This window comes from Acetobacter sp. KSO5, from assembly GCF_044094635.1.
Classification (GTDB): domain Bacteria; phylum Pseudomonadota; class Alphaproteobacteria; order Acetobacterales; family Acetobacteraceae; genus Acetobacter; species Acetobacter cerevisiae.
Window position 1 is genome coordinate 2,870,101 of sequence record NZ_CP172014.1, and the last position, 13,380, is coordinate 2,883,480.

General features: G+C 55.3%; 16 protein-coding genes and 1 pseudogene. 5 read left to right on the forward strand and 12 right to left on the reverse strand.

Features of this window, described 5'->3' with window-relative positions; translation table 11 throughout:
- Positions 1-5: 5 nt before the first annotated feature.
- The 5 genes from ACHQGU_RS12930 to ACHQGU_RS12950 all read right to left on the reverse strand — a co-directional run bounded on the left by ACHQGU_RS12930 (position 6) and on the right by ACHQGU_RS12950 (position 2,982).
- Entirely contained in the window at positions 6-557 is a 552-nt protein-coding gene (locus ACHQGU_RS12930; protein ID WP_395495291.1) for a hypothetical protein, read from the reverse strand.
- Positions 558-579: 22 nt separating this feature from the next.
- On the reverse strand, positions 580-1,857 hold the full coding sequence (locus tag ACHQGU_RS12935; protein WP_395495292.1) for an aminopeptidase: 1,278 nt from the start codon (positions 1,855-1,857) through the stop codon (positions 580-582).
- Positions 1,854-1,997, reverse strand: a complete 144-nt coding sequence (locus ACHQGU_RS12940) for a hypothetical protein (RefSeq protein ID WP_395495293.1) — start codon at positions 1,995-1,997, stop codon at positions 1,854-1,856. The genes ACHQGU_RS12935 and ACHQGU_RS12940 overlap by 4 nt, the downstream gene beginning before the upstream one ends.
- Before the next feature lie 10 nt (positions 1,998-2,007).
- Positions 2,008-2,562 carry a DUF1643 domain-containing protein gene (locus ACHQGU_RS12945; RefSeq protein WP_395495294.1) on the reverse strand — a complete coding sequence of 185 codons (555 nt, stop codon included), beginning with the start codon at positions 2,560-2,562 and terminating at the stop codon, positions 2,008-2,010.
- 288 nt (positions 2,563-2,850) lie between these two features.
- Complete coding sequence (locus ACHQGU_RS12950; RefSeq protein WP_264820949.1) at positions 2,851-2,982, reverse strand: hypothetical protein; 132 nt, start codon at positions 2,980-2,982, stop codon at positions 2,851-2,853.
- A gap of 477 nt (positions 2,983-3,459) precedes the next feature.
- On the opposite strand from ACHQGU_RS12950, the gene ACHQGU_RS12955 reads away from it, so the two are divergent.
- Together ACHQGU_RS12955 and gabT are read left to right on the forward strand one after the other, a co-directional pair.
- Positions 3,460-4,395, forward strand: coding sequence for a LysR substrate-binding domain-containing protein (locus ACHQGU_RS12955; protein ID WP_395496441.1), 936 nt, complete (start codon positions 3,460-3,462; stop codon positions 4,393-4,395).
- Between the two features lie 147 nt (positions 4,396-4,542).
- Positions 4,543-5,829: a 4-aminobutyrate--2-oxoglutarate transaminase gene (gene gabT, locus ACHQGU_RS12960; RefSeq protein WP_395495295.1), complete on the forward strand. Its 1,287-nt coding sequence runs from the start codon at positions 4,543-4,545 to the stop codon at positions 5,827-5,829.
- Between the two features lie 106 nt (positions 5,830-5,935).
- Here gabT and ACHQGU_RS12965 read toward each other — a convergent pair whose 3' ends face one another.
- Positions 5,936-6,445, reverse strand: a complete 510-nt coding sequence (locus ACHQGU_RS12965; RefSeq protein ID WP_395495296.1) for an RcnB family protein — start codon at positions 6,443-6,445, stop codon at positions 5,936-5,938.
- A 187-nt stretch (positions 6,446-6,632) separates the two neighbouring features.
- Here ACHQGU_RS12965 and ACHQGU_RS12970 point away from each other — a divergent pair, with 187 nt between their 5' ends.
- Positions 6,633-7,034, forward strand: a complete 402-nt coding sequence (locus ACHQGU_RS12970; protein WP_156470017.1) for a hypothetical protein — start codon at positions 6,633-6,635, stop codon at positions 7,032-7,034.
- 51 nt (positions 7,035-7,085) lie between these two features.
- Here the strand turns inward: ACHQGU_RS12970 and ACHQGU_RS12975 are convergent, their stop codons facing one another.
- Complete coding sequence (locus ACHQGU_RS12975) at positions 7,086-7,409, reverse strand: hypothetical protein (protein WP_062141987.1); 324 nt, start codon at positions 7,407-7,409, stop codon at positions 7,086-7,088.
- A 351-nt stretch (positions 7,410-7,760) separates the two neighbouring features.
- Here ACHQGU_RS12975 and ACHQGU_RS12980 point away from each other — a divergent pair, with 351 nt between their 5' ends.
- Together ACHQGU_RS12980 and ACHQGU_RS12985 are read left to right on the forward strand one after the other, a co-directional pair.
- On the forward strand, positions 7,761-8,339 hold the full coding sequence (locus ACHQGU_RS12980) for an acyl-homoserine-lactone synthase (protein ID WP_167347324.1): 579 nt from the start codon (positions 7,761-7,763) through the stop codon (positions 8,337-8,339).
- Positions 8,340-8,402: 63 nt separating this feature from the next.
- The gene (locus ACHQGU_RS12985) at positions 8,403-9,143 is read left to right on the forward strand and encodes a LuxR family transcriptional regulator (RefSeq protein ID WP_062272121.1); all 741 of its coding nucleotides are present in this window, start codon (positions 8,403-8,405) and stop codon (positions 9,141-9,143) included.
- 55 nt (positions 9,144-9,198) lie between these two features.
- On the opposite strand, the pseudogene ACHQGU_RS12990 reads toward ACHQGU_RS12985, so the two are convergent.
- The 5 genes and pseudogenes from ACHQGU_RS12990 to ACHQGU_RS13010 all read right to left on the reverse strand — a co-directional run.
- Positions 9,199-10,099: pseudogene (locus tag ACHQGU_RS12990) on the reverse strand (IS5 family transposase); the annotation flags it as partial.
- The gene (locus ACHQGU_RS12995; protein ID WP_395495297.1) at positions 10,089-12,011 is read right to left on the reverse strand and encodes a hypothetical protein; all 1,923 of its coding nucleotides are present in this window, start codon (positions 12,009-12,011) and stop codon (positions 10,089-10,091) included. The pseudogene ACHQGU_RS12990 and the gene ACHQGU_RS12995, both read right to left, overlap by 11 nt.
- Entirely contained in the window at positions 12,004-12,372 is a 369-nt protein-coding gene (locus ACHQGU_RS13000) for a hypothetical protein (RefSeq protein WP_395495298.1), read from the reverse strand. Before ACHQGU_RS13000 ends, ACHQGU_RS12995 begins: the two co-directional genes overlap by 8 nt.
- Before the next feature lie 112 nt (positions 12,373-12,484).
- Positions 12,485-12,649 (reverse strand): hypothetical protein, encoded by a 165-nt coding sequence (locus ACHQGU_RS13005; protein WP_395495299.1) that lies wholly within the window; start codon positions 12,647-12,649, stop codon positions 12,485-12,487.
- Positions 12,627-13,223, reverse strand: a complete 597-nt coding sequence (locus ACHQGU_RS13010; RefSeq protein ID WP_395495300.1) for a hypothetical protein — start codon at positions 13,221-13,223, stop codon at positions 12,627-12,629. The genes ACHQGU_RS13005 and ACHQGU_RS13010 overlap by 23 nt, the downstream gene beginning before the upstream one ends.
- Positions 13,224-13,380 lie beyond the last annotated feature (157 nt).

Consider the following 13,380-nt stretch of genomic DNA (forward strand, 5'->3'; position numbering starts at 1 on the left):
GCGTCTTACTGCGCAGCAGGCTGATGCTCCGCCCGTAAAACAGTAATCAGCTCCTGCATTTCCTGCGGATTGCTCTTCAGAATTGCAACATTGGCCGCCTCCGGTGTCGGGACACCGCCCGTCGCCTGCCCCGGCGGCACATTCATCAGGCTGCCGGTCAGACCCACACAGGTCAGACTCATAACAAATTCGCGTGCCGTGAAACCGTTTGTTTTCAAAATCGGTTCCAGACCCGGCACTTTTCCGACCATAGCAATCTGCTCTTCCAGGGACATGCCAAACCGCCCCGGCGGCTGAATATGGGCTGCCTGAATGGATTTAAGCGTAGACGTCAAACGCGGCACCACATTGGACGCCAGTTTGTAGTGCAGCGCGGTCGTCATATCCCGCTGCAAAGTGGTGATCTGCTCCGGGGTCAGGTTGGGGCGGGCAGCCAGTGCGCCCTGCGTCTGGGCGGGTGCCTGAGCCGGCGCTGCGGTCTGCGCCAGAGCAGGCTGAGCCAGCACGCTTCCTGCCATCAGAACTGCGACCAGAGCGGCCTTCTTCATTCCATGCATAAAAAGACAATCCTTCTTCATATCAGGCTGAAATAGCCCATTCACCTTTGCGCATCAGGGGCACGGCGGTCCCATTTGCATCAATGCCATCGACGTCAATTTCACCAGAGCCGATCATCCAGTCGATATGGATCATGCTGCTATTGGCGCCACGCGCGGCCAGAGCGGCTTCATCCTGCCCGGCCGTATCCAGCATGCATTTGGTGTAAGCCTGACCCAGTGCGATGTGGCTGGCAGCGTTTTCATCAAACAGCGTGTTCTGGAACAGGATTCCACTCTGCGAGATGGGCGAGGAATGCGGCACGAGGGCCACTTCACCCAGCCTGCGTGCGCCTTCATCCGTATCCAGCACGCGGGCCAGAACCTCTTCTCCTTTTGCGGCGTGCATCTCAACAATCTTGCCGCCTTCAAACCGCACGCGGATTTCATCAATCAGCGTGCCCTGATGAGAAAGCGGCTTGGTGCTGGACACATGCCCATCCACCTTCAGGCGGTGCGGAGTGGTGAAGACTTCTTCCGTCGGGATATTCGGGTTGCAGATAATGCCATTGCCTGCTTTTTCAGACCCGCCAGCCCAGTCGTGCCCATCGGCCAGACCGACCTTCAGGTCCGTCCCCGGTCCGGTAAAATGCAGTGCGGCGTAACGGGCGGCGTTCAGAAACTTAGCGCGACGATGCAGGTTGGCGTTATGCTCCGCCCAGTCTGCCACAGGGTCAGCTCCTGTCAGACGAGAGGCTGCAAAAATAGCCTGCCACAGACGCGCGACAGCCTGATCTTCCGGCAGATCAGGAAACACCACTTTGGCCCATGCGGGCGTGGCGGTTGCGACGATATTCCAGTTCACATCAAAATTGGTGATGATCTCCATGGCGGGTCGGTTCACGCGGGAGGCGGCCCGGCTGGCGCGGGAAATATGCTCCGGGTTCTGCCCTGCCAGAAGGGCCGGGTTGCTCCCGGTAATAGCCAGACGCGCGGCCCCAGCACGGAAACCCTCCGTCATGCCGCGCGCCATCCAGTCGGCTGCGGTGTCAAACGTGTCCTCATGCCCAAAGCGGTAGCGGGCCAGAGTGGTTTCTTCATCCGCGTAAAAGGTGGTGACGAGCGACGCCCCGGCCTTATAAGCGTGTTCTGTCACGCGCCGCACCAGCGGCACGGCATCCAGCGGCGCGGTGATAATCACCTGCTGCCCTGGTGCCACATTCAGGCCGGTGCGTACTGCCACTTCTCCCAGCCGGTCCAGCATGCGGGCCTGCGTGTTCTCTTCCGGTGCGGCGTTCTGCGCCTGTGACGAACCAGTCATTCCAATCCTTCCCCTACAGGAGCGAGGCATGCATCCCCGCCGTATTCCCGGCCCTGCCGCAGGGACTGTGCTGCGGCCTGACCCTGTTCCTGCTGATCGGATACTGAAGGCAGGCTTTCGTCAACCGTCTGAGCCGCCACGCAACCCTGATCAGGACGCAGGCAGCAGCACAGGCTTGAGAGCAGATGGCAGATAAAGCGGGTGACAGGGGCGGCCATTAACCCCCACTTTCATGGCATACACAGGAATGCCGTGCTGCTGGAGCGTGTGTACAACGGCTGGACCACGATCGCGCAGGGCCTTGTGCTGGGGGGAGCCATAGGCAGCGATCACCAGATCCGCCTCGCGCGCCATTTCCAGAAGAGCGGCATCATTCTCCGGCCCGACCGGGTCCGGCGTTTCCAGCAGGCGCTTCTGGTCGGTGCAGCGATAGGCAAAGGTATTACCCACCAGAATGCCGCCATACCCCCATGCGCGGGCATAGCGCTGGCATTTGGCCACGGTGCGGTCATCCCCCACTTCCGTCGCAACGGAAGGGTTCATCATCAGCCACATCACGACAGGGCGCGACGCATCCCACACACGTTTAAGCGTGTAACGATAGCACTGGTCCGGGCCGCCATAGGTTGCGGTGCTGACAACATCGTCAGACAAACCAAGCGGGCGGGAATTCCCGACATGATGCGCGTTAAAAAGATCCTGCATGTGCAGCCCCGAACAGTGATGAACAACACGCCTTAATCAAAAGACGGATCACCCGGTTTTAAACAGAAACATCTGTCAGGGAAGATGGAGCCGCACGGTAAGTCAGCATAAAGGGGGAAAAGGCTGCGTGAAGCAGCAAGGTCGGGCTCTGCTCTGGCAGGCGGCCCGCCCCGGACTGACGTCATTCCTCAGGAATGACGGTCCGGACACCTGTGTTCGCCTTAGTGGTGTGGCACAACGCCACAACAGGCTGACACAGGGAAAACAGACTGAAACGTGTAAAAACGCTCAGGCTGTGCGGTCAGAAAACGCGGTAGCCAGCATCAGCATGGCAACAATCGGCAGGAAGGCGAGCATTGGAGCCATCGGGGCAACCTGCATGGCGGCGGACATGGCGTCATTAACAACATGAATAAGCATTATTTATTTTCCTCTGGATTTATCGTGTGGACGGCTAAAACCACACCTCGCTTCCCTTCCGCAACAGGAAAATAAAAGCACCCAGATATTCAGAAAATGCAGAGTTAATCAGTCTGCTTCATACCTAATCTTCCAGTAATCACCCTAAAAAACACTGTATTTTATCAGCATATCCCGATAATATTTGTAGTATAAAAAACAGGCAGTCGTGATACGGGGAGGCGTCCCACCCACAGGAGTGGATCATTTTCAAAGCATTTGATTAAATTTCAGGCATAACGATTTCGTGATAAAAATTTGGCAGTTTTCCGGGATTTTTGCTCTTTTTTCGCAAAAAAAATTGTCTTCGCTCTTCCTGTGCCGTGCTTACCCTCAGGAAACACGGGGAGTCGCGCCGCATTGCGGTCCGCGCCGTATCCCTTGCGTACAACCCATTTTGCGCCCAAGTAGCAGGCTCAACAGTTGTCTTGCGCCCCTATGGACCAGCGATACCGCATCCCCCCTCTGGCTGCCCTGAATGCCTTTGCTGCCTTTGCCCGCACCGGGGGAATTCGGCGTGCAGCTGCGGAACTGCGCGTGGATCACGCTGCCATTAGCCGACATGTGCGCGACCTTGAGCAAATGCTCGGCACACCGCTCCGCAACCGCACCACAGGCGGCCTCACACCAGCAGGACAGACTTATTATAATCAGATCCTTCCTCATCTGGAGGGATTGGTTCGCGCAACCGCAGAAATCCGGCAGCAGACACCCAGCCTGACCGTGACCTGCGTGCACGGCTTTGCATATCACTGGCTGCTTCCACGCCTTGCTGCCTTTCGCCGGACTTATCCGGGGATCGATTTTATGCTGCGGCCGATTGATGCGAACACGGCCTTCCACGCCACCGGCATTGCGGCCGAGACCCATGCAGACATTTGCTATGTACGAGATACCGCCGCAGCCCTCACCCTGCGCGGCCTGTGCAGCGTGGACATTGCGCGGCCTCCCGTTTTTCCGGTGATCTCCCCGGAAGGACTGACCGCACTCGGCGGCCAACCGGAAACAGTGGCGGATCTGCTCCACGCCCCTCTGCTGCAGGAAGAAGATGATGCAGAATGGCGTTTGTGGTTTCAGACCCAACATGTGCCGACCAAAACCATTCCCAGCGCAGGCCGCCTCTGGCAGGCCCATATTACGCTGGCTGCCGCCCGTGCGGGGGAAGGCATTGCCCTGAGCAACCCGTTCCTGCTGGGGGATGATCTGGAAACAGGACGCCTGATCCGCATCCAGCCCACCCGAACGCCCATCCAAAACACGCCCCTCGGCTCCTACGTGCTGCGGACCACAGACAGGGGTTGGGAAAACCGGGGCCTGAGCCTTTTCCGGGACTGGCTGCTGGAGCAAATCTCAACAGAGAGACTGGCGTCCTGAACACATCGCCAGACATGGTGATAATTCGTCACCACCTCAGCAAGAAAAAATCGCCTCCCGTGCAGCCTGAAAACCACTTACGACATTGAAACAATTCTGTTCGGGCAGCCGCTTCCGCGCAGCCTTCTTTTTCAGGAGCCAGACGGCATGAGCACAACAAACAAGGACCTTCTGACGCGCCGGGCCAATGCCGTGCCCCGTGGCGTGGCCTCCTCCACTCCCATTTTTGCAGACCGTGCCGAAAATGCGGAACTGTGGGACGTGGAAGGTCGCCGTTATGTTGATTTCGGCGGCGGCATTGCGGTGCTGAATGTCGGGCACCGTCACCCGAAGGTTATGGCCGCCGTCAAAGCCCAGCTTGAACGCTTCACGCATACGGCTTTTCAGGTTTCTCCCTACGAGTCCTATATTGAACTTGCTGAAAAACTGAACGAACGCGCCCCGTTCTCCGGCCCGGCCAAGACCATTTTCTTCTCCACGGGTGGGGAAGCAACGGAAAACGCCGTAAAAATTGCCCGTGCTGCAACAGGCCGGAATGCCGTCATTGCATTTTGTGGCGGCTTTCATGGCCGCACCCTGCTGGCCTCTGCCATGACGGGAAAAGTGCTGCCTTACAAGGCTCCTTTCGGAACGCTTCCCGGTCAGGTCTATCACATTCCCTTCCCCGACAGCGATGTGAGCGTGGAAGACAGTCTGAAAATGCTGCACTTCCTGTTTGCAGCGGATATTGCCCCTACGCAGGTCGCGGCCATTATTATTGAACCTGTGCAGGGTGAAGGCGGGTTCCGCGTCGCTCCGACGGCTTTGCTGAAAGAACTGCGCCACCTGTGCGATGAACACGGCATCAAACTGATTGCTGATGAAGTGCAGAGTGGCTTTGCCCGTACCGGTAAGATGTTCGGCATTGAACATTCCGGCGTTGAGCCGGATCTGGTCTCGGTTGCGAAATCTCTTGGCGGTGGCCTGCCAATTTCCGGCGTAATTGGCCGTGCAGACCTGATGGATGCAGTCCCGCCCGGCGGCCTTGGTGGCACGTACGCAGGCGCACCACTGGCCTGTGCCGCCGCACTTGCCGTGCTGGACGTGATTGAAGAAGAAAAGCTTCTGGACCGCGCCAATGCCATGGGTGAGCGCCTGCGCACCCGTATTGAAAGCTGGCACAAGCGCTCCGACCTCCTGCCCGTCAGTATGCCTCGTGGTCTGGGGGCAATGGTGGCGTTTGATATTCTGGAAACCCATGGGAGCACCGAACAGCGGGCGGGTGCCGCGGGCAAACTCTGCGCTCAGGCCTGTGAAAAAGGGCTGATCCTGCTGGCGTGTGGCGTGAAAGGGGCGACAATCCGTATCCTCACCCCTCTGACCGCCTCTGATGCCCTGCTGGATGAAGGTCTGGACCTGATCGAACAGACGCTGGCAGACGCAGCGAAAGCCTAACGTCGGACAGATCCGCTCAGGTTACAAAAAAGGGGATGCGCCAGACCTGGCTGCATCCCCTTTTTTATTGATATCCAAATGGCGTTTTTTCAGAAAAGCCTTTGAATTAGTACGGGCTGCCATAGTTGCCGGTCGGATAGCCCTGCGTTGCCGGGTAACCCGGTGCAACCGGCACCATCGGAGTTGCGGGAACAACGGGAACAGCCGGTGTGACCGCCGTCATGCCTGCATTTACAACACCAGCGATAATGCCCGTGGTGAGCGCTGTCAGAAGGAACTGGTTGCCGTAACGCATCCACTGATACCCACTAGGCGGAGCCCACAGGCCCGGCTGACGCCGCCAGTCATTCACCATCCAGCGGGATTCACGCGGGCCATCATACCGTTCGCCACGCGTCCAGCGGCGGTTCATATCGTAAGCCTGCTGCGGGCCACCACGGCCATTGCCCATGTTAGGACCACGGTTGCCGTGCTGACCGCCACCACCGGGGCCGCTTGCGCCACCGGGCCCGCCATGACCGCCCGGCCCACCCTGACCACGCGGATCAGCATAGGACTGGGGTGCTGCTACGGCAAAACACCCGAGAGCCAGAGCAAGGATAAATTTTGTCTTCATAAGAGACCTCATCTGTAACATGACCACTGTTCCGCCGGGGGTGTGGCAAAAGTTTGTCCGGGCTGCATTCTTTTCATTTTTGAAATAATGATAAACCCCTCTTTCCAAACCAGAAATCATCACCTTTATGGAAAAAGCTCATACACGCATGGCCTGTATGAAACGATCCTGATGATAAAGGTTTCCCATGATCAGCCGTTTACGTATTGGCCTTGTCGTGCTCAGCCTCAGCATAGCTGGGTGTGCCTCCCATAAAGAAAAAACGGCTGAAACAACTTGCCAGAATACGGCCCCGGCTCACCATCGCGCCTTCCACGGCAGGATAGAGGTTGGAAATGCCATGCAAACAATGTTGCCGGCTGCCCTGGGAGCCATTCCCGGAGCCGGAAATATGGCTGGCGGGTTAGCAGGAATGGGCATGCGGCAGGCCATGAATGGTTTTGGCCCTCACCCTCATCAGCCGCCTCCAGAGAAAACCGATCAGGAAGAACAGCCTGAGGCAACGCGTCCCTCTTTTCCCTGTCAGCCAGAAAAAGACGTCGTCCCAGACCTGAAGGCTGACGATATTAAAATGGAAGAAGCCCGTTAACTAAAAATCGCGTTAAGCTGGCAAACTGAGCTGGCCGCATGCCGAGCCTTTTTATAAATGCGGCAGCCCCATCCAATGAGGCCGTTTGGCTTCAACCCACGCCAACGCTTTATTGGTCAGGCGCTGTAATGGCGGAACATCATCGGACAACAGTAAAAAGCCGAGTGGCAGCATCCACACCCCAAACACCGGCAGAATAGCCAGACACCCACCCAGAATAAAGAACGCGCCCGCCGGCATACGCACCCAACGCGCCTGAGGCCGCCGCAGCCAGTGAACAGCATTCTGCATGCGCGCAGGCAACCGTTTGACCAGCAGTTCTATCCGCCTTTCGCGGTCCTCAATGTCCTGAGCTATCGCGTGTTCTGTTCGCATGCCTATACTCCCTCATCCTTCAAAAGAGTGAGCTTTTAGAACACACCCTCTCCATTCAAAAAAACAATCTAGCCGCTTCCCTACGGTGCCCTTTAACGCCTGGCAAAGCGCTTCGTTTTCTCTCACGCCCCAAATCTGCAAACGACTGCCAGAACCCAGCCCCCAGCAGGATGAAGGTGTTCAAATATTCACTTCGACACAAATATGTAAAATAGTTAATAAACAAGAGCGAAGCAGAAAGCCTGCCAGAATACAAAACAACTACGCACAAATAAATATATTATAATCGATATATTTTTATTTATCCGTGGAAAGTTAATTTTCATTATCCGCAACCAAATGGATAGTGACATGATTAAAGTATTCACATTCTCAGAAAGAATGAAAAATTACAGAACGTATGAAAATATGGTCCGTGCACGGGCTGATGTTTTTCACACACGCATGCATTGGGATGTGAAAGTTGAGCATGAGAGAGAAGAAGATGAATATGACCGGCAATATAACCCGCTTTATATTGTCGTAGAACGTCCTGATGGGTCCCATGCCACATCCATCAGACTATTACCGACAACTGGCCCGACAATGCTGCGGAACGTTTTCCATCGCTTTTTTCCTAACTGCCCCGATATCTACGGCGCAAACATTTGGGAAGTAACAAGGTATTGCGCAACATACCGGAAAGGAGATCCTGCATCCTATACTGGAGAACTTTTTGTAAAGCTTTCTGAAATATGTCTGGATGCAGGAATTGATATTGTCACTGGTGTCTTTTTTAAACCAATGTATCGTATCCTGATGCGCTCAGGATGGGATCCTATCCCGGTTACAACATCTGAATGGGATGGCAAACCTATCGTGCTGGGAACGTTTGAGATGTCAGAACCCCGTATGCATGACATCGCGCATCGATACGCCCTCGCCGCATAATAGACACCCCTCGCCCCCGCTCATACAGTATCAGACCCATCCTCTGAATGGTGTCTGTGCTGTATGACGAACTCAGAATTTGACCCGCAGATCATCACCATCAACGATAGTCTTTTTGATGATATAAACGAGTCTGATACACAAAACGACATTTTGAAAATTATTGAAGAAATCAAAAAATCTTCAGGTATTGAAAACCTGACTTACGCCATGCTTTCTTCCATCCCGCAGCAAAGCAAAGCGCCACCTCTTATTACAACATATAATGAGAACTGGCAGGAACTCTATCTTTCCAAAGGTTTTCTAAAAGATGACCCGACCGTTAACAGACTCTTTGAAAGTGCCTTACCTTTTGAATGGTCTAAAATCGTCTGTCGCACCCCCCGCGAACAGCACGTGATGGATTTATCCCGGGAATATGGTGTGGGAGAATCTGGACTCACTATCCCCCTCCGGGGACTACGGGGAGAACTCGGCATCTTGACCATCACAGGTCCGAACGCCTTCAATCCGCCTCTCAAAAGTTGTTACGCAAGAACATTCAGCCAGGTTGGCCTTTATCTGCATGAATGGCACGCCCGCAAAGCCGGGCTACGATCAGAACAGGATATCCCGCGTTTATCGGCGCGCGAGAAAGATTGCCTTGCCCTTTGCGCGGCAGGCCTGATGGCCCAGAGAATAAGCGAAAAACTCGGCATTTCTGAAGCAGCGATACGCCTCTACCTGTCTTCAGCACGCACGAAATTACGCAGCCAGACAACCTGCGGCGCCGTCGCTAAAGCTATTCGTTTGGGAATTATATGAAGCAAGGAGATGGAGGCGTCGAAGAACCGTTGGTTGATGCGCTTGGCTCGTGATTTCAGGGGGGGGAGTATCGCCACCGGAAGGGGCACGCGCTCGCGTTCAACCTCTCAAGGAAGAGGAAGCGGCGCATGTTGTAGACAATATTGGCCAGCCCGATCCTCATTGTGGCCCGGGTGATACCCACTGTTCGGATAAACAGCCCGGTCTGTGACTTCTGGTCAGCAAAGACATGCTCGACCCGCAATCGGATGACCGATTTTCCAGCATTCGATTTCCGGATATGTCGGGGCATCGGTTTGAGATGCGGCTTTTTCCTGTGGACCTTCGAGACGAAACCCTCCTTGTCCATGAAGTCCTCATTGGCTTTCGAGCGATACGCGGTATCGGCCCAAACGGTTGAGGCCGTATTGGTTTTATCCAGCAGGCCCTCGCGCAGTCTGGCACCATCACTGGCAGCGGCATCCGTTGTCTTCCATTTCCGGATCAGTCGAAACTTTCGATTGATGGAAACATGCGATTTGTAGCCAAAGAACGGAAGGGCAAGGTCCGTGGCCGGGAGCGTCCCGTCCTCCTGCCGCTTTGCCTTCGTGAACTTCAGGCATGCCTGTCCTTGTGGGACAGCTTTACCGGCTTGTCTTCCCAGCCTTCGGGTATCCGGCCTTCCCAAAGATCAGTTTTCTTCGCGTTGGTATTGTGCTGCTTTGGTGCCGCCACCAGCGTGACATCCAGGATCTGGCCGGACGTCGGCAGATACCCAGCATTACGCAGGGTGGCGTCAAGCTCTCGAACAGCTTCTGGATGGTGCCTGCCTGGGTCAGACGCTCGCGAAACAGCCAGATGGTTTTGGCATCTGGCACCCGGTCCGACAGTCCCAGGCCGAGGAAACGCATGACGAACAGGCGGTCGTTGATCAGATATTCCGTTCGCTCGTCGGAGAGATTGGGCTCAGTTGGCAGGTAGGGCAGAAAGCGGCATCAGCTTCCAGCCTGCTGCGGTGTAGATGACCAGAGTGTCATCATCGCTGTCATAAATCTCCATCCCTTTGGCGGGAGACGGATAAGCTCGGATCTGCGCCCGCGTCATAACCGGCATCTGAGGCGGGGCAGACGAGATGATGGCGCCACTATCCTTCACGCTCAGGACGGGCACACCATTGACCTTGTAGGTCAGAGCTTTCTGGCTGCTGTCATAACCGAGCAAATGATTGTTCTGCCCAGCTGCAGTTCCGTCTGCTGTAAAATCGTCATATACGTCAGCCTGCTGACGACTGAACACATGGACCTCATTGCCGGGATCCCACTGCGCCTCAGACATATCAATGGCGGCATTGTAAATGTAATCAGTATTAGCCGTCAGATACGTGCCGACACGTTCGATCCAGCCATTGGCAGGATCATTACCACCCATAATGGAAATTACCGCTCCGATATCTAGATGATACGGGCCGAGACAGGTCCACTCAACGGTTCCATCTTCGATCTTATCCCCGTTGCCAAATGTCCATCTAGGTTGCGTGGAGCCAGACACACTGTCACCATTGGGCTGAAGCACCGTGTATCCTTTGGGGAGGGCACGGAACATATACGGCTTGTTGCGTGCATCATAGGTGATGATCATCTGGTAGCGGTGATAAGTTTTGCCCGCTTCCCACGTCACGCCAACGCCCGTCTTTGCGATAAGATGCCCTGTTCCCAGCCCCAGAATTGTTCCTCGGCGATGTGAGGGGGCATAGGCCGTGCGATCATCTTCAATAATCGTTCCAGTATAATCCATTTCATTCATGATATACTCTGAACAAAACGTGGTGTCTGCGCTGGCTGACGGTGGGCAGTCGTATGGGACAACCACCGCGTATTCCTGCAAATTATCCCATGCCCAGTTAGTGCCGTATACCTGCGTCCGGCTCCAGTGGTTTACGTCAAACCCCCCATAGTAATTCATGCCCATAGAAAACATCTTATTAAATTGTGCAGTCGCATAGCCTGTGCTGCTTGGTAGTGTGATCGTCGCGATATCAATCGTCTCATTACCCTGAGGATTTGACGATTTGCCACCTAAAATCTGTTTATATGAGATCATAGGCTCAAAAGATGTATCCATATCTCCTGTAGAAACACGAGAATACAGAATAGAGTTGGGGAAATATTGGCCTCCATGCGTTACTGATGTCACACCATTTCCAAAATTCATTGCGCCCTGATTTATTCCGTAATCTGTTACAGATGTATTGGGGGGATTGAGTAGATATCCTGGCACGTCAACAAATTTAGTGTTCCCAGTAACGGGTGGTCGCCATGTCTGTCCCGGCCATGCCCCTGACGATATTCTAATAGTGTTACTCTTATTATTAGAAAAAGCAGACGAAATGGCGGTCTGATCCGAACTGGAGCCGTCTAGCCTTGCGCCAAAATCTTTTACGCTTGGACTATCAGCGGCCCGGTCTGCCTGTGTCCGTGGCGTTGTGGTGGAGGCCGCAAGAACCGGAGATGCGGAACTGTCACCGCTAACGGGGGCACTCATCATTTTATGAGTGTCTAACGGGGCGACTGTTGCCCCAACATCAGTCTGCTGAACGGAACCATCCGCCATCCGGCCAATCTGCTCCAGCGTGCCGGACGATCCATCCGCATAGAGCGATGGCACCCGTGTATCTTTACGGAGACCACCGGGAGGCCAGAGCGCAGCGTAACCGCCTGCCACAGACGGCACAGCCATGCGCAGCATGCTACGTGATGCACCTGTGTTGCTGTTGGCCGCGGTAACGGCGCTATATTGCGGCAATGTATGATTAGGCCGCATCTGGACCGCCTGCCCGAAAGCCAGAGACGGTGCAGCCATAAAGGCGAGTAGGGCTAAATGTTTAATCATCCTGCGGTCCTGCTGAAATCCAGAGTGCGCCACCATTGCTATACCATGCTCCCAGAATACCGGGGTCTGTGTCCGGAAGGTCTGCAGCCATAAGGACATGATCGTCCTGTGAACCAAGAATCTCCATACCTCCGATCATCAGGTTATGACCGGCAGAGAGAGCTGCTATCCCGCCCGGCGCATCCCTCTGACCAGCTACAGCGGACAGAGCCAGCAGAGCAACCGGAATACGCATGGCCGGCCATGCTTGGGCTTCATCCGTTCCCCAGTTGACCAGCGCGACGACTGTGGAGCCAGACCCGACCTCTTCCGTCAGTTCCAGATCCTGCATCGGCTTCTGTTGCGGTAGTGTGTTTGGCATAACATCCTCACGTCACGGTGCCGGACAAGGGCGTGCCGTCCGGTGTTGTCAGTTGCTCTCCCGTTGAGCGCACCATCAGTGGCTTTCCGGACGCGGCGCTGCAATCGACAATTCAGAGCAGCATCGTCTGTTCAAACCGCCTGTTCTGCACGGTGATAATCTGCACGCGCACCCGCTGCATCGTGGCAGGTGACCCTTTCCCCAGCAGCATCAGCACTCTGCTCTCATCATGGGCATCCCAGACCGATGTGAGGTCATAGGTTGAGCCTGCTGCCATGATGATGGAGACAGTGTGCGTCTTGATGGTATCCCCTGCCTTGGCAAGAAAGGCAAAAAAAATCCACGCCATAGTCTAGGGCTTCCTGACCGGCCATGTGCCCTGTGCATGCAAGGGCGCTACGTGCCAGATGCGTGCCGGGTCCGGCGTCAGGCCGCCCGGCAGAACCAGATCCGTCATAGTCGCTCCATAATTGTAAAAGTCGTCTGCTGCCGGAGTGCCGCCCCGTACGGGTTACTGAGGTCCCCGCGCTGGATGCGGCCATATAGGGGATACGCATGTTCAGCATGGGCGCATCTGCAACGGGGTCAGGTAAAAACAGAACGTTAGTGCCGCAGGCTGCCTGATAGACAATCTGTTCCAGCACCGGCACGTCAGCCAGATCCAGAGACTCATGATCCATGGACGCCTTACGCCGCATGTAACCGGTCGTCACAAATTCAGCCCCGGCCATACCGGTGTTAATCGTCTGCCCAGCATTGAGGCCGGTGGTCGATTTGGTGCCCATGTTGCGCACCGGCTGCCAGATCGGCCCGACATAGGCCAGCGCAATAGCAATGTAACTCTCCGGCACGGTGCCTTAGACGTCACGGTGAGTTTGACCGTATCCGTCCAGATCAGGGATAGCGCGACACGCACCATCTGGAGGGATCGAAGACCCGTTGGTTGATGCGGCTTTGTCCTGATTTTTGAGTTTTGGTGTGCTGATTGATGGTTGCCGTGATGGTTTC

Excerpts from the sequence above, each read along its gene's own strand:
- ACHQGU_RS12995 (WP_395495297.1), bottom strand. The coding sequence starts at position 12,011 with ATGATTAAACATTTAGCCCTACTCGCCTTTATGGCTGCACCGTCTCTG.
- ACHQGU_RS12965 (WP_395495296.1), bottom strand. The coding sequence starts at position 6,445 with ATGAAGACAAAATTTATCCTTGCTCTGGCTCTCGGGTGTTTTGCCGTA.
- ACHQGU_RS12955 (WP_395496441.1), top strand. The coding sequence starts at position 3,460 with ATGGACCAGCGATACCGCATCCCCCCTCTGGCTGCCCTGAATGCCTTT.
- ACHQGU_RS12935 (WP_395495292.1), bottom strand. The coding sequence starts at position 1,857 with ATGACTGGTTCGTCACAGGCGCAGAACGCCGCACCGGAAGAGAACACG.
- ACHQGU_RS12950 (WP_264820949.1), bottom strand. The coding sequence starts at position 2,982 with ATGCTTATTCATGTTGTTAATGACGCCATGTCCGCCGCCATGCAGGTT.
- ACHQGU_RS13000 (WP_395495298.1), bottom strand. The coding sequence starts at position 12,372 with ATGCCAAACACACTACCGCAACAGAAGCCGATGCAGGATCTGGAACTG.
- ACHQGU_RS12980 (WP_167347324.1), top strand. The coding sequence starts at position 7,761 with ATGATTAAAGTATTCACATTCTCAGAAAGAATGAAAAATTACAGAACG.
- ACHQGU_RS13005 (WP_395495299.1), bottom strand. The coding sequence starts at position 12,649 with ATGGCAGCAGGCTCAACCTATGACCTCACATCGGTCTGGGATGCCCAT.
- ACHQGU_RS12970 (WP_156470017.1), top strand. The coding sequence starts at position 6,633 with ATGATCAGCCGTTTACGTATTGGCCTTGTCGTGCTCAGCCTCAGCATA.
- ACHQGU_RS12985 (WP_062272121.1), top strand. The coding sequence starts at position 8,403 with ATGACGAACTCAGAATTTGACCCGCAGATCATCACCATCAACGATAGT.
- ACHQGU_RS12945 (WP_395495294.1), bottom strand. The coding sequence starts at position 2,562 with ATGCAGGATCTTTTTAACGCGCATCATGTCGGGAATTCCCGCCCGCTT.
- gabT (WP_395495295.1), top strand. The coding sequence starts at position 4,543 with ATGAGCACAACAAACAAGGACCTTCTGACGCGCCGGGCCAATGCCGTG.
- ACHQGU_RS12975 (WP_062141987.1), bottom strand. The coding sequence starts at position 7,409 with ATGCGAACAGAACACGCGATAGCTCAGGACATTGAGGACCGCGAAAGG.
- ACHQGU_RS12930 (WP_395495291.1), bottom strand. The coding sequence starts at position 557 with ATGCATGGAATGAAGAAGGCCGCTCTGGTCGCAGTTCTGATGGCAGGA.